Raw genomic sequence first — 24,844 nt, 5'->3', positions numbered from 1 at the left:
GGGCATCGCCATATTCGGTTTTTGCGCCACGCTTGAAACTACTCCGCCGAACGCTTTGGACATGCCTCGCATTCCAGACCATAAAAGAGGAAATCTGAAAGACCAATCCTATCCGTTTTCAATTTCCTGTTTTTCTCGCATGATGCCGGCACTCGTCAACGCCTACAGACCTTTCAAGTGAGACATCATGGCTGATTCAGACATCGCGACACCTGCTGTCGTTCATCGCGCCGACTATGCGCCACCCGCGTTCCTCATCGAGACGGTCGCGCTTGAATTCGACCTTGCATCTGAACGCACGCGGGTGCGCAACACGATGCGAGTGCGCCGCAATCCTCACGCGGTGCATGCCGCGCGTTTCGATCTGATGGGCGAACAGATCCAGTTTGTCTCCGCGACGCTGGACGGTAAGCCGCATACCGCGGTGCACGTGCACGAGTCCGGCCTCAGCATCGACCAGGTGCCGGACGCGTTTGAGCTGACGCTCGAAAGCCTCTGCCACCCTGCTGAAAACACCACGCTCTCCGGGCTATATGTGTCCGGCGGCCACTTCTTCACCCAGTGCGAAGCCGAGGGCTTCCGGCGCATCACCTATTTCCTCGACCGCCCGGACGTGATGTCCACTTACACGGTCACGCTGCGCGCCGACAAGGCCGCATATCCGGTGCTGCTGTCGAACGGCAATCTGCTCGAAGAAGGCGACCTGCCCGACGGCCGGCACTTCGCCCGCTGGGACGATCCGTTCAGGAAACCTAGCTACCTGTTCGCACTGGTCGCGGGTAAGCTGGAATGCATCGAGGAGCGCGTGAAGAGCGCCTCCGGCAAGGAAAAGCTGCTGCAGGTGTGGGTCGAACCGCACGACCTGGACAAGACCCGTCACGCCATGGATTCGCTGATCCATTCGATCCGCTGGGACGAAGCGCGCTATGGCCTCGAGCTGGATCTGGACCGCTTCATGATCGTCGCCGTGAGCGACTTCACCATGGGTGCGATGGAGAACAAAGGGCTCAACATCTTCAGTTCGCGGTACCTGCTGGCCAACCCGGAAACGGCAACGGATACCGACTTCGCCAACATCGAAGCGGTGGTGGGTCACGAGTATTTCCACAACTGGACCGGCAACCGCGTCACCTGCCGCGACTGGTTCCAGCTGAGCCTGAAGGAAGGCCTGACCAAGTTCCGCGATCAGGAATTCTCCGCCGACATGGCCGCTGGCGACGAAGCAAATGCATCCGCCGACGCGGCACGCGCCACCAAGCGGATCGCGAACGTCCGCACGCTGCAGCAGGCGCAGTTCGCGGAAGCCGCGGGCCCGATGGCGCATCCGGTGCGCCCGGAGAGCTATGTCGAGATCAACAACTTCTATACGACCACCGTGTACAACAACGGCGCGGAAGTCGTGCGGATGTATCAGACGCTGTTCGGCCGCGACGGCTTCCGCAAGGGCATGGACCTGTACTTCAAGCGGCACGACGGCCAGGCGGTGACGTGCGACGACTTCCGGCATGCCATGTCGGATGCCAACGGGCGCGACCTCGCGCAGTTCGAGCGCTGGTATAGCCAGGCGGGCACGCCGCGCGTAGCCGTCAAGACCGCGTACGACGCCGCGCAGCGCAGCTACCGCGTGACGCTCACGCAAAGCTACGGTGAAAGCCTCGCCGCCGCGCGCGAGACGCAGAAAGGACCGCTGCTGATGCCGTTTTCGATTGGCCTGATCGGCAAGGACGGTAAGGATCTGCCGCTGCGGCTCGAAGGCGAGGCGAGCGCTGCGCCGGGCACCACGCGCGTGCTCGAACTGACTGAGGCCACGCAGACGTTCACGTTCGTCGATGTCGCCGAGCAACCGCTGCCGTCGCTGCTGCGCGATTTCTCGGCGCCGGTGATCGTCGAATACGATTACACCACCGAGGAACTGGCTTTCCTGCTCGCCCACGACAGCGATCCGTTCAACCGTTGGGACGCCGGCCAACGGCTCATCACGCGCGAGCTGCTGTCGCTCGCCCAGCATGCTGCCGAAGGCACCGCATTGAGCCTCGACGATTCCGTCGTCGACGCGTTTGGCCGCGTGCTAGCCGATGAATCGTTGTCGCCGTCGTTCCGGGAACTGGTGCTGATGCTGCCGTCGGAGGGCTACCTGGCCGAGCAGATGGCCGAGTCGAATCCCGCCGCGATCCATACGGCGCGCCAGTATGTGCGCAAGCGCTTCGCCGCCGCGTTGAAAAACGCATGGCTCGCCGCGTACGAGCAGAACCGCACGCCCGGTGCGTATGAAGCCACGGCGAAGGCAATCGGCCATCGCGCGCTGAAGAACCTTGCCTTGTCGTACCTCGCGGAACTCGACGATCCGTCGGACGCCATCCGTCTCGCCCGTGCCCAGTACGACGCGGCCAACAACATGACGGATCGCGAAGCGGCACTCTCGGCGCTGTTGAGTGCGGCCACCACACGCGGTGACGCGATCGCGGAACCGGTGCTCGCCGATTTCTACAAACGCTACGAGACCGAGCCGCTCGTCATCGACAAGTGGTTCGCACTACTGGCGAGACAGCGTGGCAGCGCGAGCCGCCCGACTATCGACATGGTTCGCAACCTGAGCTCGCATCCGGCTTTCACGCTGAAAAATCCGAACCGGGTTTATGCCCTGATCTTCACCTTCTGTGCGGCGAATCCGGCCCAGTTCCATGCTGCGGATGGCTCCGGCTACGCTTTCTGGGCCGAGCAGGTGATCGCGCTGGATGCGCTGAATCCGGCGGTCGCGGCGCGCCTCGCGCGTTCGCTCGAAATGTGGCATCGCTTCACGCCCACGCTGCGCGAGAAAATGCGCGCTGCGTTGGAGCAGGTCGCGGCGAGGGTGAAGTCGCGCGCCGTACGCGAGATCGTCGAAAAGGCGCTCGGTTGAACGGCGAGTGATGTGGCGGTGGGTATCGAGGCGTTCCGGTACCCATCCGTCATGGCGCTCCGCGCACGCACCTGCACAGAGCATGGCAAATCAGGCGGCGCCCGACGCTCGGGAAGCGGACACGGAACAAGGGGTATCGCGTCGATTTGCGCGATAACAGGCACAATACGTGACGACGGCGCCAGACATACGCTGCGGCCGCCCGCAGCGTAACCTGTCGCGCCCCTGGAATCCGTCTCTTCAATGTCGTCATGAACCACACCATCCCCGAGCGCGCCGCCATGCCCGCGCGCGAGCCGAACTCGCCGCGGTTTCTGCTGCTCCTGATCTGCCTGTTCGCCTCCGCCGGGCAGCTCGCGATCGACATTTACGTACCCGCGCTACCCGCCATGGCGCGTTTCTTCGCGACCTCGCCTCAGGCGATCCAGTCGAGCGTGTCGGGCTACATGGCGGCCTATGCGATCGGCCAGCTCGTCTTCGGACCCGTCGCCGACGCGCATGGGCGCAAGCCCGTACTGGCTTTCGGTCTCGTCATCTTTACGATTGGCTGCCTGCTGTCGCTCGCCGCGCCGAATCTTGAGACGTTCCTCCTCGCCCGCTGTCTGCAGGGCTTCGGTATCGCCGCCACCAACCTGCTCGCGAAGGCGATCATCACCGATTCGTTTTCCGGTCAGGCGCTGGTCCACGCGTTCACCTACATGGCGATTGCGTGGGGACTCGCACCGATTGTCGCGCCGGTGATCGGTGCCCATCTGCAAACCTTGTTCGGCTGGAAGTCCTGCCTGGTCTTCCTGCTCGTCTATTCGCTTGTGATGTGGGCACTGGTGTGGCGCTATCGCGAGACGCTGCGGCGGCCGGTGCACCTCGCGCCGCGCACGCTGTTGACCAACGCCGGCAAAGTGCTCTCGAGCCCCGTGTTCCAGAGCTGCTTTCTCGCGCAGGGGCTGTGCTACAGCATCCTGCTCGTGTTCAACATCGTCGGGCCGTTCATGGTGCAGAACACCTTGCACAAGCCACCGACCTATTTCGCCTACCTCGCACTCGGTATCGGGATGATGTACTTCCTGGGCGGTCTGTCGAATCGCGTGCATAGCCCGCGTTTGCCGAGCGCCGAGCGGCGGCTGCAGATCGGTGCGCGCGTGATGGCGGCGTCGTCGATCGCGATGCTGGTGCTCGCGCTCACGGCCGGCCTGCGCGTCTGGACGCTCGCCACGCCTGTGCTCGTCATGGGTTTCTGCGCCGGGGCGATGTATCCCACGCTGATGGCCAAGGGCAATTCGCTGTTCCCGCATATCGCCGGCCTGACGAGCGCGATCCTGGGGTGTGCGCTGTTGCTGGTGTCGTCGGCGATGATGGGGCTCGCCGGCTTCGTGTCGGTGCAGGTCCTGACGCCGCTCGCAGTGTTCTTCGTGATCCTCGCGCTCACGGTCGTCGGCATGGTGACGAAACTGCTGCGGCATCTGGCGCAACTGCAGACCGAGGCCGTCGCGTGCCCCAACGGCGAGGCGGCGTAGGTAGCGGCGCGTAAGCCGCGGCGGCCCGCACTGCGATTCGTTTGGCAGGTGTACGGGTCAACGGTTGATCAACCTGGATCGAGGCGGATGGAAATGAAAGGCAGCTGCTTATGCGGGGCGGTCGGCTATCAGGTAGACGCGCTGTCCACGGCTATTTCTCATTGCCACTGCCGGACGTGTCAGAAGGCCCACGCGAGTGCATATGCCACGACTGCCCGCGTGCAGCGAGAGCACTTTCGCTGGACCTCCGGCGAGAGCCTGTTGCGCAGTTTCGAATCTTCTCCGGGCAAGCTGCGGCACTTCTGTTCGGTTTGCGGCACGCACCTCGTTGCCGAACGTCCCGAACAGCCGCACGTCATTCTGCGAGTGCCGACCCTCGACGACGATCCCGGCGTCACGCCTGCTATGCATATCTGGACTTCGCACGATCGTTCGTGGATCTGCGAAGACGAGCCGATTCCGCGCCACCCCGAATGGCCGCCGGCGAATTGACCCTGCATGTGTGTCCTAAAGCTGAGCTGCGCGGCTATGCGTTGCCCGAGGCTGAGCTGGTCCATGACATCCGCTTTCCTCAAAGCATCAGCGCGGAGGCTCAGGCCGCGCTGCGCCGCCCGGTGAATGCCGACGGCATGCCGCTGAACGCCTTGCATAGCCCGCCCCACCCCGAGGACATCGACGGCTGGATGCGCTTCAAAGCCGCCGTCGACGCGCAATACGGCGCCGCCATGGCCCAGTTGGCCGGCCAGTTGCGCGCGAGCGTTCCCTGCGAGTTGCACATCTTCGAAACCATGCCCCACGGCGGCTTTATGGGGGCGCCGGAAGACCGGGAACTGCGAGCGGAAGTGGCGCGCTTTGTCCGCGCCCATCTGCAGGAATGCGAATTATCGCCGGAGACGGTTGCTCAGGAAATGGAATACCGGTTCTGTGGGCCGGCTACATACCGCTTGCGAGCGATATCGAGGAGCTTCTCGCGGAACTGGTCGAACGCACTGAGTATCGAACGCTCGTCTGAGCCGGCATCGGGCTGCAGATTTCGGATCATCGCGTCGTCAATCTGGAAAGTGATCTCGCGCGAATTGTCGTAACCCCAGAAACACACACAATGTCTTGCGGCATCGTAACTACGACTGGGATTGGGGAATTCAAGCGCCACGATCAGCCTTCCCTGCGTGTGACGGAGTAACGCCACTTACTGGCGTTCGAATCAATAGTGGCATCATTCACGCGGCGCTGTTCTGCACGCAAAGCGTCCGCCGTCTCGAGAACAAGGGCATTCGTCCGGCGTTCGTGGGCGTACGAACTCACGCTATGGACAGTGGCCGAAGCGGGTTTGGTCTTTGATTGCATGATTGATCCCGAAGCTGGAGGTCGCGAGGCGCGAGCCGTCCTTTGCCCACTGTATACCCTTCTTGGAGTGGCGGCGTCGTTTATTACCCGAAAGGCTCGATAGTGCGCCGGCGTGGTGCGTCGCCAGGCTCATTCGTAGGAAAAGAACCCGCCGAACTTGTCCATGCGCTCGAGCGCCATGCCGGAGCCGCGCACGACGCAGGTCAGCGGAGCCTCGGCAACGAACACCGGTAGACCGGTTTCTTCGGCGAGCAGGCGATCGAGATCGCGCAGTAACGCACCGCCGCCCGCGAGCGTGATGCCGTGCTCGGCGATATCGGCGCCCAGTTCGGGCGGGGTATGTTCGAGCGCGATCTTGACCGCGGATACGATCTGGTTCAGCGGGTCGGTGAGGGCTTCGAGGATCTCGTTGCTGGAGATGGTGAAGCTGCGCGGTATACCTTCCGACATGTTGCGCCCCTTCACCTGCATCTCCTTGACTTCGGAGCCGGGGAACGCCGAGCCGATTTCTTTCTTGATCGCTTCGGCGGTTTGTTCGCCGATCAGCATGCCGTAGTTGCGGCGGATGTAGTTGACGATGGCCTCGTCGAACCGGTCGCCGCCGACGCGCACCGAACCTTTGTACACGATGCCGCCAAGCGAGATCACGCCGACTTCGGTGGTGCCGCCGCCGATATCGACCACCATCGAGCCGGTCGCCTCGGAGACGGGCAGGCCGGCGCCGGTTGCAGCGGCCATCGGTTCCTCGATCAGGAACACCTGCGACGCGCCCGCGCTGTGCGCGGCTTCTTTGATGGCACGCCGTTCGACCTGGGTCGATCCGCACGGCACGCAGATGATGATGCGCGGCGAGGGCGCGAAAACGCGCGGCGTGTGGGCCATGCGGATGAACTGCTTGATCATCTGCTCGGTGAGGTTGAAGTCGGCGATCACACCGTCCTTCATCGGGCGGATGGCTTCAATGTTGCCGGGCACCTTGCCAAGCATCTGCTTGGCCTCCTTGCCGACTGCCAGAATGGTTTTCTTGCCATTGGGGCCGCCTTCCTGGCGGATCGACACGACCGACGGCTCATCGAGCACAATGCCCTTGCCGCGCATGTAGATCAATGTGTTGGAGGTGCCGAGATCGATCGCCAGATCGTTTGAGAAATAGCTGCGCAAAAAACCGAACATGCAAAATCCTGACTGGCTTCATGCCAGGCGGTTGGTCCACCAGGAGCGACCATGCGACAGTCGGAAGAAGACAGAATAACAGTTTCATCAATCGCGAGACGCTGTGCCGCTTGTGCACGCGCCCATTGTGGTCCCGGTCGAAGCGATGGCCGCGTCATCGCGGTGTAGTATGGGCTTCAGCCGTGGCAAGGGCATAGATGGAGATACGTTGTGTCAAGCGAATGGAAGCGGCGTATCAAGCTGTTTGTCCAGCGTTTCTGGCAGCCGACCAGCGCGTGCATGAGTTGCATGCCGGGGAGCTGGGGCAATGTCATGAGCCTCGCCCACTGGACCATTGCATTTCAGACGGGTCTCTTCACTGGACTCCTCGCCATCCTTTTGACCTTCACGCCCGCGGCGAAATGCTACGAAAACCGCTACGGCAACGCGCTGGTCATGGGCGTGCTGACGATGTCAGGCGACGTCTTCTCGCATAAGAGCCACTACCGGTTTCCCTTTGTGGAGCACGTCGTGACGGGGCTGATTTCGGGTCTGTTGACGCTCGTTGCGTCATATCTCTTCGAGGACCGCGCGCGACGTCTCCGGTCAGCATGGACACGGGTTTTCGGCTAGCTTGTCCTCTGAATTCGCGCAGTACGCCTGTTTCGATCCGGCATTGTGCTGACGGCGCGGCCTTGGGAAGGTGCAGGCAACCCCATCGATCTCGCCGACGTCTTCTGGATGCTGGCCGGTTCGATCGTCCTCGGGACGTCGTATGTTTACGTCCGCCGTTTTCTATCGCCATTCAGCCTTCCGCCGCTGGCGTTGGTCACGTGGCAGATGGGACTGGCCCTGCTGATCCTGACCGTACTCACAGACTTCACCGGGATAGGGCACATCCTGCACGATTGGCGGGCGGCAGCCGGCGTCGTGGTCGGACTGGGTATCCTGGGAACCGGAACCGCCTTTCTGCTCTACTACTTTCTGCTGCAGGAACTCGGAGCCGTTGCGGCCTCGGGTTCAACTTACATTACACCTACCGTTGCGCTACTGATTGGGTGGGTCGTCGGGGAAAAGGTTGGTGTATTGGAAGTGAGCGCCATCGCCTTGATTCTTGCCAGTATCGCGATGTTGCAGATTGGAAGGCAACGGGCAGCGCGCGAGACTGCGCAATCATTGGGTACAACTGCCGCCCGGTCTTAAACCCGGCCTGGATTCAGGCAATCCATGCCGTTCGCATGAAGCAGCGAGCGGCCACGATGTGTCCTTTGGACAGGCACGCTGGAATCGCCGACAATCCTGCCTTGAGGTTCGAGCCTAGGTGTGTCGTCGTATCCATCTTCAAGCCTTCCTTTCAGAGGTCGTCGTGAGCAGCATTCCCATTGATCCCGTCGCGCCGGGCGATGCCGACGTGTTTGTGGCACGTCAACCCGTCATGGATCGGGCGGGGCGCGTTGTCGCTTACGAACTGCTTTTCAGGGACGGGGCCGCGGGAGCGGCACGGATAGGGGACGAACTGCGGAGTACGACGGCGCTGATAGAACGCGCATTGGGCTCGATCGGTCTCGAACGGCTTTCCGCCAGTAAGGCCTGCTTTCTGAACTGCGCGCATGATTTTCTGTTTTCGGATTACCCGTATGTGCTGCCGGCGTCACGCTTCGTTCTTGAGATCAGGAAGTCTGCCGAACTGACATCGAACCTCTCGCGACGCTGCAGCGAGTTGCGAGGAGCGGGCTTCCAGATAGCGCTGGACGACGTCACGGGTATGACTGACGAGATCCGAGGGTTTCTTCCTTCCGTCGACATCGTCAAGATCGACTGGCCGTCTGTGGAGCGTTCGGTGTTAGCGGAGCTGGTCGGTCAGTTCAAACGGGCGGGAAAGGTCGTGCTCGCCAAGAAAATCGAAAGTACTGAGGATGCGGAGCTGGCCCGGCAACTGGGTTGTGATCTGCTGCAGGGCTATTACTTCGCCAAACCGCAGATTCTTTCAGGCAAGCACGCGATGCCGCCAGTCAAGGCGATTCTTCACGTGGTCGAACTGGTCGGCAGCGATGCCGCGTTGGGTAGTATTGCGGGGGCGCTAAGAGAGACGCCACTGCTGGTTGCTCAACTGTTGCGGCTTGCAAATAGCAGCGAGCAGTCGAACGGTAAAACGGAGCGCATTTCATCGCTGAAGCAAGCGTTGTCAATCGCGGGTAGCCGCAGACTTTTGCATTGGTGTGGACTTCTGCTTTACGTTAACCGGGACGGCCTTCCGGTCGCGGATGATCCGCTTGTGCTGCTTGCGCAACGACGGGCGCTTTTCATGGAAGAAGCGATCGAGGCGATGGAGGACGGATCGCGCTCGCTGGCGGCTACGGCCTATCTGACGGGTATGCTGTCGCTACTGCATGTCGCGTATCACATGGAATTGCGCAGCTTTGTCGAGGAGCTACCTGTTTCCGATTCCATCCGGGTGGCTATTCTTAGCGGTGGTGGTGTGCTCGGCGAATTGCTGTCGATTGCGGAAGTGCTGGAGCGGGGCGAGGTGGACGCGGCGAGGGTGGAACTTCAACGGCTGGCGGTTTCGCCGGCGGGGGTTCGGAAGGTTGTGGAGTGCTATTGATGTGGGTTCTCGCCGTTTTGGATTCCATGCGCTCGTTCCGGTGAACTGCTGTTAGTCGCCGACTACTTCGGAAACATTCCAATGCATCCCCATCCCCGAATCGCCATTCTCGCTGACCGTCAAGCTATCGAGGAGATCGTTCGACACGCCTACTCGCCTTATATCAGTCGTATCGGGCGGCAGCCGGGACCGATGTTGGACGACTATGAAGTACTGATCAGCGAGGGCCGGGTCTATGTTGTCGAACTGGAAGGTGCCATACAAGGCCTTCTTGTGCTGATCCCGGAGCAGGATGCGATGCTACTGGACAACGTGGCCGTAGCACCTTCCGCCAAGGGAACAGGAATAGGCCGCAGCCTGTTGGAATACGCCGAGTACTCAGCCAGAGCGGCAGGCTACCGCGTCATCAGGCTCTACACCCACGAGACCATGACGGAAAATATCGCGCTTTACTCTCGCATTGGTTATGCCGAGACGCACCGCGCCGAGGAGAATGGCCTGAAGCGGGTATTTATGGCTAAGCACCTGGCCTGATCATTGGTGGTGTCTACCGGCGCCCGGCGTGACCAGATATTCGGTTTGTGTTCGCAATCCCATTTGCGTTCCTGCGTTCATCACCGGTGGGCCACTGCGAATGACGGTTACACTGGTTATCCTATGTTCATGTTTCACGTGCCAGGAGACTTCTATGAGCAAGCATACCCTTGTATCGACTGCCGCCACATTGCTGTGCGTGGGTGCGCTGACGGGCTTGACCGCTACTCCGGCCCAGGCAGGCGGCGCGCCGGTGAAATGCCATCTGACCTTCAGCATGTCCGGATGGTCGGCGATTTATCAGCACGCCGAAGGACGCGGCAGAGTAACTTGCGATAATGGGCAGAGGGCCGCTGTCACCATCAGCGTGCATGGCGGTGGCCTGACGGCCGGCAAGTTTCACGTCAGCGGCCACGGCGATATCACCCATGTCTACAGCATCAGGGATGTGTACGGCAGTTATGCGCAGGCCGGTGCTTCGGCCGGTGCAGGGAGTAGCGGTACCGCACAGGTGCTGACCAAGGGAACGACGTCGATGGCGTTGAGCGGCAGCGGCGAAGGCGTGGACCTTGGTGTAGCAGTCGATGCTTTCAAGATCGAACCGGTACGCTGAGACGCCAGAGATGCGCTGATGTATTGCCTAGGCCGGGCGTCGTGGCGGTGGCGTGCGAGGAGGCCAAATACGGACCGTTGAGTTGACGGTCCTGTATTTGTTAGATGAATAAAAGTTTGGGCAGACGCCGTTACCTTAGGTGATCATCGGAATGTAACCTTTCGGCGCTTCATGCATTGGCGCTAGAGTGTGCCTATCCGGGTCCTCGAAGAACGCCATCCATAGATCGTGATCCTAATCATCTTTTAACGACTGCTTCAGGAAAGACGCTAGGCGGATGTGGGGCGCACGGAGCCGGTTGTTGTCGGCCTCAGTCCGGCCATGAAGGGGCATTCGACACTGCTCCAGGAATCGTCGACACCTCTATCCCGCGAGGTTAATAAGTAGCGATCTACAGCGCTCGCGCCCATTCATTTCCGGGGTGGAGGGCATCAAGGCAGTCTTTCAGCCAGGCGCGTTCGATAACCGGCAGGTGGGGCAACGCTCTCTCGAAATCTTGCTGGTCTTTTGGGCGCTGATCCCTAGCCTTGAACAGAAGCACAGCGGACGGGTTCAGATAGGGGATGTCGTCAGCGGTTCTCATCACCATTTCGGCGCGCGGTCGCTTGAACGATGGATCTCTCTTGTAGGCCCAGAATTCGTTAGTTCCCGGCTCGATCATCATATCGATCCGCCAGCATTCTGCAGCGCGGTCAAAACCCCAAAATTGCATGACCTCGGTCGGCGGATCCCGATCTGCCGGCAGACTTGCGACTACGCCAGCGTGGGCAGTGTAGAACTCCAAATCACTGAACGTCCGACGAAAGCTGCTGAAATTCTCTCGCAATATTGTGAATTCCAGATCGCTATGTTCGCGAGTCTGGGCACCGTGCCAAAGATCGAGTGCCCATCCACCCGCGACGCACCAAGGCAAACTGATATCGCTCAACCGTTGAGCCAGTTCGGCCGGTTGCCACGCATTCCATGCTTCTTGGTCCGGTATGTCCACTTGAGTGTTCATCGTTTCGAGCGACCTCGTTTGCTTCGGAGCTTCGGATTTTTTCACAATATAATCGGCGCGCACAGTTCACAAATGCAGGCCGCTTATGCCCGTCGCATGAGACAGCGACCAGCCATGAAGGGACGTTGGACATAGCGGCGTAGTTCGTCAACAATCGACTTCGGACCTGTGCAATTCTTAACCGTTTGATTGGCCGAAAACAATAGTTTGATGGACACCGTGGCAACAATACATTCGACAACCGGCTGTAAGCGCTTCGATCATCCGGAATGCGAGATTCGCGTGTCAAATCCCGCGATTCCCAAAGTAGACATTACCTGGCTCCTTGGGTTTATCGAGAGTTACATCGCATCTGGCACCCGCCTAAACATCGGTGAGACCATGCAGATTGGATGGATGCTTGTGCGCATCGAGGAAGGCCGGGCAGGAGCGTTGCGATTAACCGAGCCGGATATGAAAAGCTTCCCGGTTAACTTTGTCGATTCCGTAGACCGTACGCTCGTCCATTTGCGAAACCAAAACGACGTAGTTAGAAGCCTGTCCCCGGCAATCGATCCGCATTTCCCATCGCTAAGGCAAAGTGCTGTCGTCCACGTCAACTACAAACACGCAGCCTCCGTCTCGCTGAAGCGGAAAGTGGTGGAAGGGGTAAGCTCCGGCTGGGTTATCACGGACACGGAGGATTCGGCCGGCTTACGCGACCCGGCGCGGCTCTTGACGACGTCGCTATATCAGTTGGGGTTGGACAGGCCAGAACTGATCAAATTTTTCGCGTTGCCGCCGATGGTGGAAGTCTCGATCGACAATCGTCGAACGCGCGTCTGCGGTCCGAACGGAGAGATTTCCCTGATTCCCGGGTCATATCTGAGCGAATTGAATCGCCGCATGATTCAAGGCGGCAGCTGACACGGCACATTTCCGGCTGAGCATCGGGCAGGACGCGGCCAGTTTCGGCCGGTCGACATCGAGGCCCAGTTCGTCGACAATTAAGCCGCCTCCTGCATTGATAGGGCAAAGACGGATATCTCCCACCTTCTGTCAATACCACTACAAATGACCGTAACCCTTAGAGACGTAACCCGAGAAAATTATGAAAAGGTAGGGGCGCTGCAGCTTCTCGAAAGTCAGCGGAAATACCTTGCAAGTAATGCCTTCTCTCTGGCACAACTACATTTCTATCCAGATTTTCGACCCAGGGCAATTTACAGTGGCGAGGAGTTGGTAGGTTTCTTGATGTATGCGCCGTTGACAGAAGATGGCAAACCTCATGACTATAAAATATTTCGATTTATGATCGATCATCGCCATCAAGGAAACGGGGTCGGCCGCCAAGCACTGCAACTTGCCTTGGACGAAATCAGGCAGAATCTCCGGGTCGATCGCATCGAAATTTGCTACAAGACGGACAACCCGGTCGCTAAGGATTTTTATGCGAGCTTCGGTTTCGTTGAGTCAGGCTTCGATGAGGAAGACAACGACGTAATCGCCGAAATCGTGCCGTCACATTGAGCCGAGTGCGTGAAGCGACAATGTCGCATCTCCCATAGACGCGCTGAGTGAGTGTCCCCTCTTTGGAGTTGCGACCGGCTCTTGCGGGTCGAATTGAGCCCGACACCAGGCAGCCTCCGGTGGATCGGTGATCCAGTCAGCATCGGGCGGGGTTCGGCCAATTTCAGCCACTCGACTCGAGCGCGTAGATTGAACAATCACGGCCGTTTCCCATCCCGGACGAACGTCATTCGGCACATTACCGAGCGTCAGGCACCCCTGTTACCACGCCGTAGCGCCCGCGGCCAAGTCCCTAACACCACCGAAAGCGTAATCACGAGCAATCCGGCCGCGCTCCACGGCAGCGCTCCGGGACCGACCGAGGTGATCGTCATCGCGCCGAGTATGCCGCCGCCCGCGATCGCCAGATTCCATACCGTGACGATCAACGATTGCGCAATGTCACCCAGTTCGCCGGCCGCTTCCGCCGCTGCTGTCTGAAACACGGTTGCCACGCCGCCAAATGCTAGCCCCCACATGGCAACACCCGCAAAAACCATAACGGTTTGATAAGCAGCAACGCCCATCAAGACCGCTCCAAAGGCGAACAAAAGCGTACTCGCGATTTGCAACTGCCTCAGCCGCGAATCGATCATTAACCCGACCACACCGATCCCCACGAGTGCCGTCAAACCGAATACCAGCAACACTGCATCGACACGATTCGCGTTGCCCGACAACGCGAGGAATGGTGCGATATACGTGTAGAGCACGTTATGCGCAAGCACATAGAGAAAGGTTGCCACGAGCACCGTCTTGAGACCGCGTCGACGCAGCGTCGCCACCACACCGCCAGACTTGCTTGACGATTGCCCCGCAAAATCCGGCACGATCCAGCGCACGCAAATCGTCAGCGCCAAAGCCAGCGCGCTCAGCGCGCCGAACGTCATCCGCCAGCCCACCGACGCACCCAGCCACGTGCCGACGGGAATGCCGATCGACAATGCAAGTGGTGTCCCGACCATCGCAACCGCGATAGCGCGTCCTCGAAGATGCGGCGGCGCCATCCGCGCGGCGTAACCGGCCAGCAAGGCCCAGATCACGCCCGCCGACACGCCCGCAAGGAATCGCGCCACGAGTATTACCGGATAACGCGTCGAGACCGCGGTGATTGTATTGACGACGACGAATCCGGCGATTGACAGCAATAACAAAGGCCGACGCCGCCAGTGACGCGTGACGATAGCGAGCGGGATCGCGACGAGCAACGAGCCGATAGCATATGTCGTCATGAACTGCCCGATCAGCGCTTCGGAGACGCCGAGATCGCCGCTCATCTGCGTCAGCAATCCTGCTGGAAGCACCTCGGTCAGGATGGTGATGAAACCGCACGTCGCGAGCACAAGCAGGCCCGCAACCGGCAGACGCTGCGGCCGTCCGGAACCCACGGCATCGGACGTGACGTCGCACGCGGCGAGATCGACGTCACTCATGCTCGTGGTCTCCGTCGTTCGAGACGCGCGCCGCGCCGTACACGGCATCGCGCAACTCGGCAACGAACCCGCCCGACATCCCTTCGTACAGTGTATTCGTGAACGCTACCACGCTCAGTCCGCGCGCGCGGTCGACGAACCACGAATGGCCATACGCGCCACCCCATCGCCATGTCCCGACCGACTCCGGCGAGTGGGCCAGCAGCGGATCGCGCAACACCGAGAAACCCAGTCCGAAACCATATCCTGGCGCATCCGGCGGACCTGCATCGCCGGTCTGGATCGTGCCCATCTCATCGACCAGCGCGGCCGGCAGCAATGCTCCGCCGCCACTGCGCAGCGTGTCGAGCAAGCGCAGAAAGTCCCCGGCGGTGCCAACCATTCCCGCACCGCCCGACGCAAACGCATCGTGATCGAGCGCACGTGACGGCGTGAAGCGAATCCCTGACGTGCCGTCGAACACTGGGACGACTTCCGAGTCGCGCATCCGGTGCGGCGTTGGCGTGTCGCTCACATACGGTGTGCAGAGCCGTAGTGGATCGGTTGCATAGAAGGCAGTGTCGGCCATGGCGAGCGGCGTCGTGACGAGTGCCTGAACCGCGTCCTGAAGGGACGCGCCGGTCACTCGTTCGATCAACAGCCCGAGCACGTCGATCGACAGCGAGTAGGCCCATGCGGTGCCGGGCTCGTAAGACAGCGGCAGGCTTGCAATCCGGCGCACATTGTCTTCGAGCGAAAGCCCGGACGAATCCATCCCGTCGGAGACACCGGCTTGCGCATACGGTCCCGATTCGTCCGTCTCGAGAAATCGGTAGCCAAGACCGGCCGTATGCGACAGCAACTGACGCACGCTGATCCGCGCAGCACGGCCGTCCGGTAGACGCGGACGGAAATTGGCAAGCCAGCGTGTGACGTCGTCGTCGAGTCTGAGCCGCGATTGCGCGACCAGCACCATCGCCGCCGTCGATACGATCGGTTTGCTGACCGACGCCAGCCGGAACATTGTGTCCTCGCGCATCGGCTGTGCGCGCTCACGATCCGCGAGGCCGGCTGCACGCCGGTAGACAGATTCGCCCCGCTTCGCGATGAGAACGACCGTACCGACCAGCCGCCGTTCGTCGAGCGCGGCATCGATGGCTGCATTGACGCGCTGGTGCAACGCGCGCGTGTCTGCGTTCAAGCCGGCTGATAAGGATTGCCCCGACATGCCGAATCCTTTAGAAGTGTGAGTCCGGACGATGGTACGGGCGCACCAACTAAAGAAAAACAGGCTAGAGTTCCGCTTTGACCGGACAAGTTTGTCCGCAATCGTGGAGCGCCTCTTTGGAAAGTCTGAATGGCTTTATGGTCTTCGTGCAGGTCGCTGAAACGCGCAGCTTCGTCGACGCGGGGCGGCTGCTCGGCGTGTCCGCATCGGCGGTCGGCAAGCGAGTCGCGAGGCTCGAGCAACGGCTCGGCGTGCGCCTGTTTCATCGCAGTACGCGCAGCATCACGCTGACCTCCGAAGGCGCGCTGTTGCTCGAACGCAGTCGACGGATACTCGCTGAAATCGAAGCCGCTGAACTGGAGTTGTCGCACCGGGCCGAAGCGCCACGCGGCCGGTTGCGCGTCAGCTTGCCGCTCGTCAGCTCGCTCGTGTTGCCGGTGCTCGCCGACTTCATGCGCGCATATCCCGACGTGCAACTCGACCTCAACTTCACCGACCGGACGGTTGACGTGATCGACGAAGGATTCGACGCGGTGGTACGTACCGGTCCGCTGTCGGATTCGCGTCTGTCCGCACACTGCCTCGGCACCTTCGGTCTGCTGCTGGTCGCGTCTCCCGCTTATCTCGCGCAACACGGCACGCCCGCCGTTCCCGCCGATCTGCTGAATCACGTCTGCCTGCACTATCGTTTTCCGAATACGGGAAAGCTCGAATCGTGGCCGCTGCGTCGCGCGGACGGTGAGCCCGAAATCGCGCTGCCGATCTCGATGGTCTGCGACAACATCGAAACGCGATTGTGCTTCGCGTTGCGCGGGCTGGGCATTGCCTGTCTGCCGGCGTTTTCGGTCACGCAGGCGCTCGCGGACGGCTCGCTTCGCTCGATCCTCGATGATCACGTCGAACGCATCATCGCGCTCAACGTGATCTGGCCTTCAGGACGAAACCTGCCGCCGAAGCTGCGTGTCTTTATCGATTTTCTGCACGAGCATTTGCATATGTAGCGCAGTAATTTCGCACGTCAATGGCTACGTGATCCGCTATTACCCTCTGCGTCATCGCGAATGACAGCTTTGGAGAAACGCGGAGGTCCCTATCGGGTCGAGTACGGAAGTTCAGCGTCGGACCGGGTTCGACCACAACCGGCCGTTCGACGTCAGCATCTGAATCGTTGGCAATCGATGCGTGGGCATACACTACGCATGACTTCGAGCAGCGCAAGATTTGAAACATGACCACGAAACGAACAAAATCTCGGCTAGCCGGTGAACTCGGTCGCTTCGTACAGCAGTACGCCCGCAAGGCTCAAGCCTCGCATCCGAACGACCGGCAATACGATCGCAAGCTCGAAAGGAAAATGAAGCGGCTTTCCCCGCCTGAGCTATCTGACCTTCTCTCCCAAGACGAGCAAGAGCCGGACGAGTCCGAGCGTGAGAAACGTTGAGGACGGCCAGTTTCGGGCGGTCGACACCGTCCACCAATTGGGAACAACTCTTAGACCTGTAGCTTCCTACAAGCCAGTCGTGTACCCAAGGCAACCCATTACGCTAAAGAGCCCAATTGCCGTCAGGAATAAGCCCAACCAGAGGTGAACGAGGAGAAACTGGATGGGCGATTTGGACTTGTATACGACGCCGCCGCGAGTGTGCGCTTTCTCTTCTGTCAGATAAGCAGATATTGTTGCGAGTACTCCTGCAGCCGATGCAAGCAAGGTTCCAAGCCAGCCAAAGTGAATGGAACTGGATACGTATGCATAGCAGATCCCCCATGAAATCACGGCGAGCATGAGAAGAATCCAAACCAATTTTTTCATTAAAATTGCGGACGCGTGTATCCGAGCCGCGCGAGTGTAGGCACATGCGGCATCCTATCAAACACACAACCGTGCTGGAATGGCTGCTCTCGGGAGGTTTGAAAGACCGTTGTGGGTCGCGTGCTGTCGATCGCCGGCCCGTAAGTTTCGGGCGGCGTATGCCGATTGCTTCCGATAGGCATCGGCCAGAAGCGGCCGGTCGACATTGGCGTATAGATCGCTGACACCCATTAGCGGGCCCGGTGTCAAGTGAGCAAGCAGTACCCTCGGCTACCTGAGCAGCCTAATCCGATTGCACTGACCGAATGCAGTAGCTGAGCGCACCCGTCTCTTCAGTTCATGGCTGCGACGGATCGCGCCAGACCCCCATCAGGATCAAGCGATCGGCGTACATCCGTTGCCTCTCGCCCTGGTGACTTTGCCACCCCAGAAGACCATTGGTGCCGCAACACGTCCATGGGACTCGCACAATACTCGTGGTTACCGGATGTCCGGCACCAATCCAGGACGGGCTCGTGTTGCGGGCGATCCGCTTTACTGCACATCGGGGACGGCGGCACGGTATCCCATTCAATTGCGGTGGCTTATCACCAGTCAGCGATCAGGGCTTCCTGAAGACGCCTTTCCACGATGGCAATCTGTGCCGACAGCGTCGTGATGACCGCGACGTTCGCGCGGACCGCGAGCGCCACGTCATCCGGGAGGTGCAACTGGTCAACTGCAGCCTGATCGAGTTGCTTGACCTGATTGCTCGTGATTCGCGTGCCGGACTGGCGCGCCGTTATGTTCTTGACGGCGAGGATGTGGCTGGTGCGGCTGCGCACCAGTTGCATGCGTTTGCGGGCAAGGTCTCGCACCTCACGGTGCTGGACCGGCAGGATGGTGCCAGTGGGAAGAATGCCCAGGCGCAGCAGGTGGGCGAGGTAACGCGCGTCGGTCTCGTCACCGCTGTGCTTCAGTCCATCGTATTTTTTGATCGCTGTGGTGTTGGCCAGATGGACGACAAAACCAGCCGCCTGCAGACCGTCGACGAGCCAGTACCAGTTGTACGTGGATTCGACCACGACGCCGGCCAGATCGGCCTGCCATGGGCAAGGAACGCCATAATCCTTGCCAGGTCGTTCGGCAGCCGCTTTTCGGCGACCACGCGGTCCGTTTCGTCGATCACGCTCACCACGCTGTTGTTCGAATGCAGGTCGATGCCGCTATAGTTCATGATGACCTCCTTCCGGTTAAAGCTGTTTCGGCAAACTCACTTGAACCCCGTCGCCCAACAGGGCGACGGCAGGAGGTCCGCTAGATGATTTTCAATCGCTAGACAGACGTAGGGGAGAAACGGGTTGAGAACAGTAATTTTCGATGTAGATGGAGTTCTGGTCCACGGATATACCGGCCAGCTTGAGCGCCTTCGACGTTGGGACACGCATATCGAAGCCGATCTCGGAATCAATCCGGACAGGTTTAGAGACTCGTTTATCAGGGAAGTGTTCGAGAAGGAAGTGCTGACTGGTCGCAAGGCATTGCTGACGGCTCTGGAAGAAACCTTGCCTGCTCTAGGCTATCGGGGATCGCCGTTCACGGTGGCAAGCTACTGGCTCACTCGCGACAGTCAGGTCAATTTCCAGTTGCTGGATCTTGTGCGCCGACTGCGACTGACGGGCAAGGTCCGGCTGTGCATCGCGACTAATCAAGAGCACATGCGCGCCTTTTATCTGTGGAACAAGCTGGGTTTTGAAAACCTGTTCGATGATCTGTTTCATTCGGCGCGTTTGGGGGTACTCAAACCGGATCTCGGATTTTACGCAAGGATTGAAGAGATCTTGGGGCCGCAAGATGAGCCGCCATTGTTCTTTGACGATTCCGAATCCGTCGTGAATAGCGCCCGGGAATATGGGTGGGATGCGGTGTTGTATCGTGGTTTGATGGATTGCGACACGCATCCATGGATCGCTGCGGCATTTTCGTCGAGCAAGTGATCATGGATCTCGACGGATGGCCCGGAGCGTCCACTTTGGAGAAAAATGAAGGATCGCTCAGGGTCGACTGCGGTACTTTGCCGCTGGGCTTGTTCCAGCCGCGGCGCGATCTAAATTTCGCCTCGTTGATTTATCATGGTCTCAAGCTCAAAGGGGACGAAGTTCACCACATGCTCAAACGTCTCTGGTGGGATCTCGCGGTCAATACATTGCTGCCAGTAATCCACATGAATCTTGTCGATCGCCAGCATCGAGGTGCCAACATGCGCACCGTCCGGGCTTTGTACGTCGAACCACGTTAGACGCAGACGTCCGTCTCGCACGGACTTGAAAATCGTTTCAAAATGCATCTTTTCTCGATCCAGCGTCTCAAGACATTCCGCCTTTCGCTCGATTAAGACACGTAGCCACTCATCGGCCTTGGCTTCCATTCCCTCCTTCACGGTAAAGGTCGTCAATGTCGCTTTGTAAGCCGTAGTCGCAGCCTTCGAGCGATGAGGCGTGTTGCTGTAGAACAGTGAAAGTTATTCGGGTAAATATTACTTCGATTTCGCAGCTTAACCGCTCAAATTGTTGCGCAGGCTTGATGCGACACAGCTGTGAACGACCGCTTTCGAGCGCCGCGAATGCCCGCTAGGGGTCGGTTTTCACCTTTCGCACTTCCGCTGCGAGCGCCGGCTAGTGGAGGTCGGTGTTGGACCGGGTTCGTCCAGAAGCGGTCCGTCGGTCAGCCGACGGACTAGAATTTCCTCACCTCAGTTAAGAGAGGGGCGTTGTGAGTCAACGGCATGCGGAGTTTTCCGTTCAAGGGTATTCGATTGTTCCGGAAATATTTGACCGGTCGGAAGTTCGGGCCCTTCGACAGTTGGCAAATGGATTAGTGACCCGACATCGTTCGGGTGATCCCAAAGTACTTGCAGCCACGCTCAGCATCGCAGCGGCCTATCGAATGCAGCCAGAACGAAATCCAGGAATCGAGCCAGCGCATTGGGAGCGTGAGCCATTCATCATCAGCGATCTCATTGCTCTCGAGCCTGGATTGGCAACCCTCTTTGCCAATGAGCGCATGTGGCATAGCGTCGCTGAAATGCTGCAGTGCTCCGTCGTGGACGTTGCTTTCCATTTTTGCAACCTCACCCGTAAACCCCCACGGCAGGCCCCGCTATTTCATGGCATCGGGATGCGAAAAATACCTATTTCACCATAGAGGATGGCCGTACCTTGCGTCTATTGATTCCACATCCAATCGATGTCCGCGAGCAACGGCGGCACAGGGGTCGTGCCGGGCTCGCATCTGGTGAAGGACGACTCCACTGATGACGCGATATGGCCGACCGTATTTGCAGGTACGGGCTTGGCTATACACTCCGCAACGCTTCACGGAAGTTCACCCAACCGCAGCGAGCAAGAACGCGACATCATTGTTATTCAATTCGGATGGAGTAGATCCTGCCTCCGTTCCCGCGCGCAAGATGTACTCTCCTTAGCCTCGCTTGATGATTTTCAGGTGTTCGCTCAAGACCATTTGACGATCGCCCTCAGATTGCTGACAATCCGGCGTCTTTCGCCGATCGACGACTTGTCAATCCATCCAGTTTTTCGCTAGACAGCGCCACGAGAGTGCCAATGACCATCTCCAGAATTCTCGAACTTTACGCTCGGAGTGGACGGTCGCTTGAAGATATGGGCCTAAAGGAAGCCGCGCTAGATCTCTCTGAAGCAGGGCAAGCGTTGGACCTGTTTGCAGGCCAAAAATGGCTGCTCCTTGGAGGGGACGTTTACCGCGCAACGTCAGACGGACGAAGTCTTGAGCCCACGTACGACAATTGGTTTTACGAGGGAAACAACGTCGACGAGGGCATCTCTGCAGCCCGGGATTTCTTGCATTCCTTGCGAGACCGTTCGTTATTCGTTGTGTTTGTCGTTACTGGCCGAACTCTACCCCCGTGAATCACCGCCTCCTCGAAGCGAGCGGGCGCTCATGGCGAATCTGCAGTCCTAGGTGCCGGCCCGCTACGCGAATGTAATAAGGCGACGGTCGGCCAACAGCGGCCTGTCGACCGCGCTGCGTAGATCGTTGACGATCGTCATCCAGCCTTTACGGTAATCCGCGTCATGCCGTGAGACGCCAGAATTTCGATAAACTCGATCATTGCTTGCGCCGGCGCCGTACCAAAGTCAACTGTCAGGTACCACCACTCGCCATTCGATTCGACAGGAGTGAAGGAATGAGCCGCCCCGCTAAGATTGTCATAGGCATGAGCTTCTGTTTCTTCAACGTCGAGCCACCGAGTAATAAATCGGTCCAACTGCTGCTGATCGGCGATCGCCTTTTCGAAAACGATTTGTGCCCTGTTCCAGCTGAACGGATAAAATGCGACCTGAAGCCCACCAAACTTGAATGCGGTCGCCTCGAAATTTGGGTCTGGGTCAAGCGCCAACTCGAATGGCTTGATCGCGTCATCGGAGTTTTTGGAGAGCACATCGACTCTGAGATAACGATACGGATACGGGATCTGTTCGTTGTTGAGAGCGATTAATACCTCTGCGGCGACGTTTTCTTCAGAGGCCGAAATGCGGTCGCGGGCAGCCGTGAAAAATTCAATGTAACGTCGCTGTACGTCACCGATCAAAGACGTAATCGTCACCAGGCCACCTAAGTAGAGTTTTCGAACTGGCCGTCAGTATAGACTGACGCCAACTTTCAGAACTTGCACCGACGATCGAGTTTTATCGGTTTGAGTGGCTGCGTTGGAGGGATCTGAGAGACCGTTCGGGGTCGCGATGTGCCGGCCGCATGAGGCTGTAGCCGGCCACTAAGAGCCAGTCGCGAACGTGCGAGCGACGACCGCAGCTTCGACGTTATCGGTCATTCGATTGATGCGAAATTCTGGACCGTGCGCCGTGCTCATGACAGGTAGTTGATACCTCAATTGTCGGCGTGCTCACGCGCGTTGCGGCGAATAGCCTGAGGTGGTTCACCGAAAGCTCGCAGAAACGCACGACGCATTCTGTCGGGATCAGCAAAACCCGTCTCTCGCGCAACGACGTCAATCGGTAGCCTGCCCTGCTCGACCATCAGACGCGCTGCTTCCAACCGCAAGTTCTCGACAGCTTTCGCAGGTGATTGTCCCGTCTCTTCACGGAATGCCCGGCTGAACTGCCGCACGCTCAAATTGGCAGCTTCAGCGAGTCTATCGACCGTCAGCGGAGTGTGCAAATTGCTTTTCGCATAGACCAGCGCAGTTTGTATCCGGTCAGTTTTTGCATCGAGGTCCAGCAGTGTGGAGTGCTGTAACTGTCCGCCGGCGCGTCGATGAAACATGACCATGCGCTTGGCGATAATGCGCGCTACTTTTGCACCAAGATCTCTTTCCACCATCGAAACCGCAAGATCGGTCCCCGCAGTCATGCCCGCGGATGTCCATACTGGACCATCCACGATAAATATCCGATCTTCTTCGACTTTGACTTTCGGATACGTCGTTTGCAATTCGCGCGCGTGTGCCCAGTGAGTCGTGGCACGCCGATCGTCCAGAACGCCGGCTTGAGCCAAAAAGAACGCACCCGTGCACATTGAGGCAACGCGCCGGGTGTTTTTCACCGCGCCTCTCAAATATTCAATCAGTGCGGCGCTCGCCAGGTGCGCGCCAGTGATGACGCCGCCGATGATCACCGTATCGAACCCACCTTCAGCGAAACTATCCGTCATGACGGAGTATCCGAGAGAACTTTCAACCGGCCCACCGCTTTCAGATATCAGACGTATCTCGTAGTACGGCTCCTTGGTCAGTCGGTTTGCGAGCTCAAACACGGTTAGTCCGCCGAAAACCATGACCTGGAAGCCTGGAACGACGATGTAGCCAATGCGCAGCATGATAGGTCCCGGAAAATAGCAGGACATAACGTTACGTCCTGCACACTGGCGCCTGGCGCGAGCCGTCGCCTGCTGTACGGTGATTCTAACCACCGATCCTGATACAGATAAGTGTGGTCGCGCCAGCATGGCCAGAATTGTCGGAAATACGTCCTTCCCGCCTTGTTGAGGGCTTCTACCATTGGCGGATTCCCGAGTCTCACATCGGACCAATCGAGAAACCCCTATGGAAAACAACCTCTCTGCAACAGCGTCTATTCCCGCACCCTCTATCTCGCGCCGCGCGTTCCTCGCGAGCGGGACCGCCTTTGGTGCAAGCCTGCTACTGGATCGCGGGGCGCAGGCGCAAAGTCCTGGAACCGGCGGCGTACCGGGTATCAAGGAGTACGACGTCAATACCAATGGCATCACCCTGCACGTAACCGAACAGGGAGATGGGCCAGCCGTACTCTTCTGCCACGGGTTTCCGGACACTTCATACACGTGGCGCCGGCAGATGAAAGCCGTGGCGTCTGCCGGATATCGGGCAATTGCTCCCGATATGCGCGGCTGCGGCCGCAGTTCGGCTCCGGCGGACCCAACCTTGTACACGCCACTGCAAACGGTCGGCGACCTGGTGGGCCTGCTCGATGCGTTGAAGATTCCAAGCGCTGTCCTCGTGGGTCATGACTGGGGTGCAACGCATGTGTGGCAAGCAGCGTTGATGCGTCCCGACCGATTCAAGGCCGTGTTCTGTCTGAGCGTGCCGTTCGTTCCTCGAGGGGATGTCAGCGTCTTCGAGAAGATGCGCAAGTCCGGCCACCAGGATGACTTCTACATGTTCGAACAGAGCCGGCCAGACGCCGATCAGATCTGGGCCGACGCCACGGTGACAATTCCGGGAATCCTGTACTGGGCATCGGGCTCCGCTCCCGCAGACAAGCGGTGGAGTCCGATGGATCCGGCACGCAGCCTTCACCGTGCGGCCCCCGGACCGTTACCGTCATGGGCGGAGCCTGATTACGTCGCTCATAACGTGGCGGAATTTCAGCGTACCGGCTTTCACGGTGCCCTGAACTACTATCGGGCCGCTGAACCGTACTTTTACCTGTCCGCTCCGTGGAAAGGCGCCAGGATTACGCAGCCTTCGTTTTTCATCTGGGGGAAGGCGGATGGTTTGAAAGAGCTCTATCCGCTGACCGTGGACCAGATGCGCTCGGGCGTTCCAAGTCTCATTGGCGGTCTCGAACTCGACAATGTGGGCCACTGGGTACAACACGAAGCCCCTGATGTGGTCAATGAGCAACTCGTGAAGTTTCTGCAAACCGTAACGCCCACCTGACTTGCAAT

25 protein-coding genes and 1 pseudogene are annotated in these 24,844 nt (G+C 59.2%); 15 read left to right on the top strand and 11 right to left on the bottom strand.

Annotated elements, in window-relative coordinates:
* The first annotated feature begins 187 nt into the window (after positions 1-187).
* From pepN to BUS12_RS36000, 3 genes are all read left to right on the top strand, one after another.
* Positions 188-2,899 carry an aminopeptidase N gene (gene pepN, locus BUS12_RS36010; RefSeq protein ID WP_074302255.1) on the top strand — a complete coding sequence of 904 codons (2,712 nt, stop codon included), beginning with the start codon at positions 188-190 and terminating at the stop codon, positions 2,897-2,899.
* A gap of 251 nt (positions 2,900-3,150) precedes the next feature.
* On the top strand, positions 3,151-4,413 hold the full coding sequence (locus BUS12_RS36005) for a multidrug effflux MFS transporter (RefSeq protein WP_074302254.1): 1,263 nt from the start codon (positions 3,151-3,153) through the stop codon (positions 4,411-4,413).
* Positions 4,414-4,500: 87 nt separating this feature from the next.
* On the top strand, positions 4,501-4,905 hold the full coding sequence (locus tag BUS12_RS36000; RefSeq protein WP_367117702.1) for a GFA family protein: 405 nt from the start codon (positions 4,501-4,503) through the stop codon (positions 4,903-4,905).
* A 100-nt stretch (positions 4,906-5,005) separates the two neighbouring features.
* Here BUS12_RS36000 and BUS12_RS39165 read toward each other — a convergent pair whose 3' ends face one another.
* From BUS12_RS39165 to BUS12_RS35980, 3 genes are all read right to left on the bottom strand, one after another.
* A complete protein-coding gene (locus BUS12_RS39165; protein WP_074302253.1) occupies positions 5,006-5,203 on the bottom strand; it encodes a hypothetical protein in 198 nt (65 codons plus the stop codon).
* A gap of 111 nt (positions 5,204-5,314) precedes the next feature.
* Positions 5,315-5,566 (bottom strand): DUF1488 family protein, encoded by a 252-nt coding sequence (locus BUS12_RS35990; protein WP_074302252.1) that lies wholly within the window; start codon positions 5,564-5,566, stop codon positions 5,315-5,317.
* Positions 5,567-5,889: 323 nt separating this feature from the next.
* Positions 5,890-6,933, bottom strand: coding sequence for a rod shape-determining protein (locus BUS12_RS35980; RefSeq protein WP_074302250.1), 1,044 nt, complete (start codon positions 6,931-6,933; stop codon positions 5,890-5,892).
* A 210-nt stretch (positions 6,934-7,143) separates the two neighbouring features.
* On the opposite strand from BUS12_RS35980, the gene BUS12_RS35975 reads away from it, so the two are divergent.
* The 5 genes from BUS12_RS35975 (at position 7,144) to BUS12_RS35955 (ending at position 10,664) form a co-directional block, all read left to right on the top strand.
* Positions 7,144-7,545: a hypothetical protein gene (locus tag BUS12_RS35975; protein ID WP_074302249.1), complete on the top strand. Its 402-nt coding sequence runs from the start codon at positions 7,144-7,146 to the stop codon at positions 7,543-7,545.
* Between the two features lie 45 nt (positions 7,546-7,590).
* Positions 7,591-8,115 (top strand): DMT family transporter, encoded by a 525-nt coding sequence (locus BUS12_RS35970; protein ID WP_074302248.1) that lies wholly within the window; start codon positions 7,591-7,593, stop codon positions 8,113-8,115.
* Positions 8,116-8,278: 163 nt separating this feature from the next.
* Positions 8,279-9,517 carry an EAL and HDOD domain-containing protein gene (locus BUS12_RS35965; protein WP_143788581.1) on the top strand — a complete coding sequence of 413 codons (1,239 nt, stop codon included), beginning with the start codon at positions 8,279-8,281 and terminating at the stop codon, positions 9,515-9,517.
* Between the two features lie 81 nt (positions 9,518-9,598).
* Positions 9,599-10,051, top strand: coding sequence for a GNAT family N-acetyltransferase (locus BUS12_RS35960; RefSeq protein ID WP_074302247.1), 453 nt, complete (start codon positions 9,599-9,601; stop codon positions 10,049-10,051).
* 154 nt (positions 10,052-10,205) lie between these two features.
* Positions 10,206-10,664 carry a hypothetical protein gene (locus tag BUS12_RS35955; RefSeq protein ID WP_074302246.1) on the top strand — a complete coding sequence of 153 codons (459 nt, stop codon included), beginning with the start codon at positions 10,206-10,208 and terminating at the stop codon, positions 10,662-10,664.
* A gap of 391 nt (positions 10,665-11,055) precedes the next feature.
* On the opposite strand, the gene BUS12_RS35950 is transcribed toward BUS12_RS35955, so the two are convergent.
* A complete protein-coding gene (locus BUS12_RS35950; protein WP_216352749.1) occupies positions 11,056-11,709 on the bottom strand; it encodes a nucleotidyltransferase domain-containing protein in 654 nt (217 codons plus the stop codon).
* Positions 11,710-11,874: 165 nt separating this feature from the next.
* Here BUS12_RS35950 and BUS12_RS35945 point away from each other — a divergent pair, with 165 nt between their 5' ends.
* Positions 11,875-12,570: an immunity protein Imm33 domain-containing protein gene (locus BUS12_RS35945; RefSeq protein ID WP_074302244.1), complete on the top strand. Its 696-nt coding sequence runs from the start codon at positions 11,875-11,877 to the stop codon at positions 12,568-12,570.
* A gap of 147 nt (positions 12,571-12,717) precedes the next feature.
* Positions 12,718-13,173, top strand: a complete 456-nt coding sequence (locus tag BUS12_RS35940) for a GNAT family N-acetyltransferase (protein ID WP_074302243.1) — start codon at positions 12,718-12,720, stop codon at positions 13,171-13,173.
* A gap of 248 nt (positions 13,174-13,421) precedes the next feature.
* Here the strand turns inward: BUS12_RS35940 and BUS12_RS35935 are convergent, their stop codons facing one another.
* Positions 13,422-14,645 carry an MFS transporter gene (locus tag BUS12_RS35935; protein ID WP_074302242.1) on the bottom strand — a complete coding sequence of 408 codons (1,224 nt, stop codon included), beginning with the start codon at positions 14,643-14,645 and terminating at the stop codon, positions 13,422-13,424.
* Positions 14,638-15,852 carry a serine hydrolase domain-containing protein gene (locus tag BUS12_RS35930; protein ID WP_074302241.1) on the bottom strand — a complete coding sequence of 405 codons (1,215 nt, stop codon included), beginning with the start codon at positions 15,850-15,852 and terminating at the stop codon, positions 14,638-14,640. Before BUS12_RS35930 ends, BUS12_RS35935 begins: the two co-directional genes overlap by 8 nt.
* 116 nt (positions 15,853-15,968) lie before the next feature.
* Between BUS12_RS35930 and BUS12_RS35925 the strand changes: the two genes are divergently transcribed.
* Both BUS12_RS35925 and BUS12_RS35920 read left to right on the top strand, forming a co-directional pair.
* A complete protein-coding gene (locus BUS12_RS35925; protein WP_074302240.1) occupies positions 15,969-16,853 on the top strand; it encodes a LysR family transcriptional regulator in 885 nt (294 codons plus the stop codon).
* Between the two features lie 227 nt (positions 16,854-17,080).
* Positions 17,081-17,293 (top strand): hypothetical protein, encoded by a 213-nt coding sequence (locus BUS12_RS35920; RefSeq protein ID WP_074302239.1) that lies wholly within the window; start codon positions 17,081-17,083, stop codon positions 17,291-17,293.
* A gap of 977 nt (positions 17,294-18,270) precedes the next feature.
* Here BUS12_RS35920 and BUS12_RS35910 read toward each other — a convergent pair.
* A pseudogene (locus BUS12_RS35910) lies at positions 18,271-18,878 on the bottom strand (IS110 family transposase); the annotation flags it as partial.
* A 124-nt stretch (positions 18,879-19,002) separates the two neighbouring features.
* On the opposite strand from BUS12_RS35910, the gene BUS12_RS35905 reads away from it, so the two are divergent.
* A complete protein-coding gene (locus tag BUS12_RS35905) occupies positions 19,003-19,638 on the top strand; it encodes an HAD family hydrolase (RefSeq protein ID WP_074302237.1) in 636 nt (211 codons plus the stop codon).
* A 110-nt stretch (positions 19,639-19,748) separates the two neighbouring features.
* Here the strand turns inward: BUS12_RS35905 and BUS12_RS35900 are convergent, their stop codons facing one another.
* Positions 19,749-20,096, bottom strand: a complete 348-nt coding sequence (locus tag BUS12_RS35900; protein WP_074302236.1) for a DUF6176 family protein — start codon at positions 20,094-20,096, stop codon at positions 19,749-19,751.
* A 419-nt stretch (positions 20,097-20,515) separates the two neighbouring features.
* Positions 20,516-20,761: a hypothetical protein gene (locus BUS12_RS35895; protein WP_074302235.1), complete on the bottom strand. Its 246-nt coding sequence runs from the start codon at positions 20,759-20,761 to the stop codon at positions 20,516-20,518.
* A gap of 126 nt (positions 20,762-20,887) precedes the next feature.
* Between BUS12_RS35895 and BUS12_RS39870 the strand changes: the two genes are divergently transcribed.
* Positions 20,888-21,244: a phytanoyl-CoA dioxygenase family protein gene (locus tag BUS12_RS39870; protein WP_074302234.1), complete on the top strand. Its 357-nt coding sequence runs from the start codon at positions 20,888-20,890 to the stop codon at positions 21,242-21,244.
* Between the two features lie 481 nt (positions 21,245-21,725).
* Here BUS12_RS39870 and BUS12_RS35880 read toward each other — a convergent pair whose 3' ends face one another.
* Both BUS12_RS35880 and BUS12_RS35875 read right to left on the bottom strand, forming a co-directional pair.
* On the bottom strand, positions 21,726-22,286 hold the full coding sequence (locus tag BUS12_RS35880; protein WP_074302232.1) for a hypothetical protein: 561 nt from the start codon (positions 22,284-22,286) through the stop codon (positions 21,726-21,728).
* A 281-nt stretch (positions 22,287-22,567) separates the two neighbouring features.
* Complete coding sequence (locus tag BUS12_RS35875) at positions 22,568-23,515, bottom strand: GlxA family transcriptional regulator (RefSeq protein WP_074302788.1); 948 nt, start codon at positions 23,513-23,515, stop codon at positions 22,568-22,570.
* Between the two features lie 226 nt (positions 23,516-23,741).
* Between BUS12_RS35875 and BUS12_RS35870 the strand changes: the two genes are divergently transcribed.
* Positions 23,742-24,836: an alpha/beta fold hydrolase gene (locus BUS12_RS35870; RefSeq protein ID WP_083640825.1), complete on the top strand. Its 1,095-nt coding sequence runs from the start codon at positions 23,742-23,744 to the stop codon at positions 24,834-24,836.
* Positions 24,837-24,844 lie beyond the last annotated feature (8 nt).

It is taken from the genome of Paraburkholderia phenazinium, from assembly GCF_900142845.1.
GTDB classification, from domain to species: Bacteria; Pseudomonadota; Gammaproteobacteria; order Burkholderiales; family Burkholderiaceae; genus Paraburkholderia; species Paraburkholderia phenazinium_A.
This window is presented reverse-complemented; position numbering and strand designations above follow the sequence as displayed.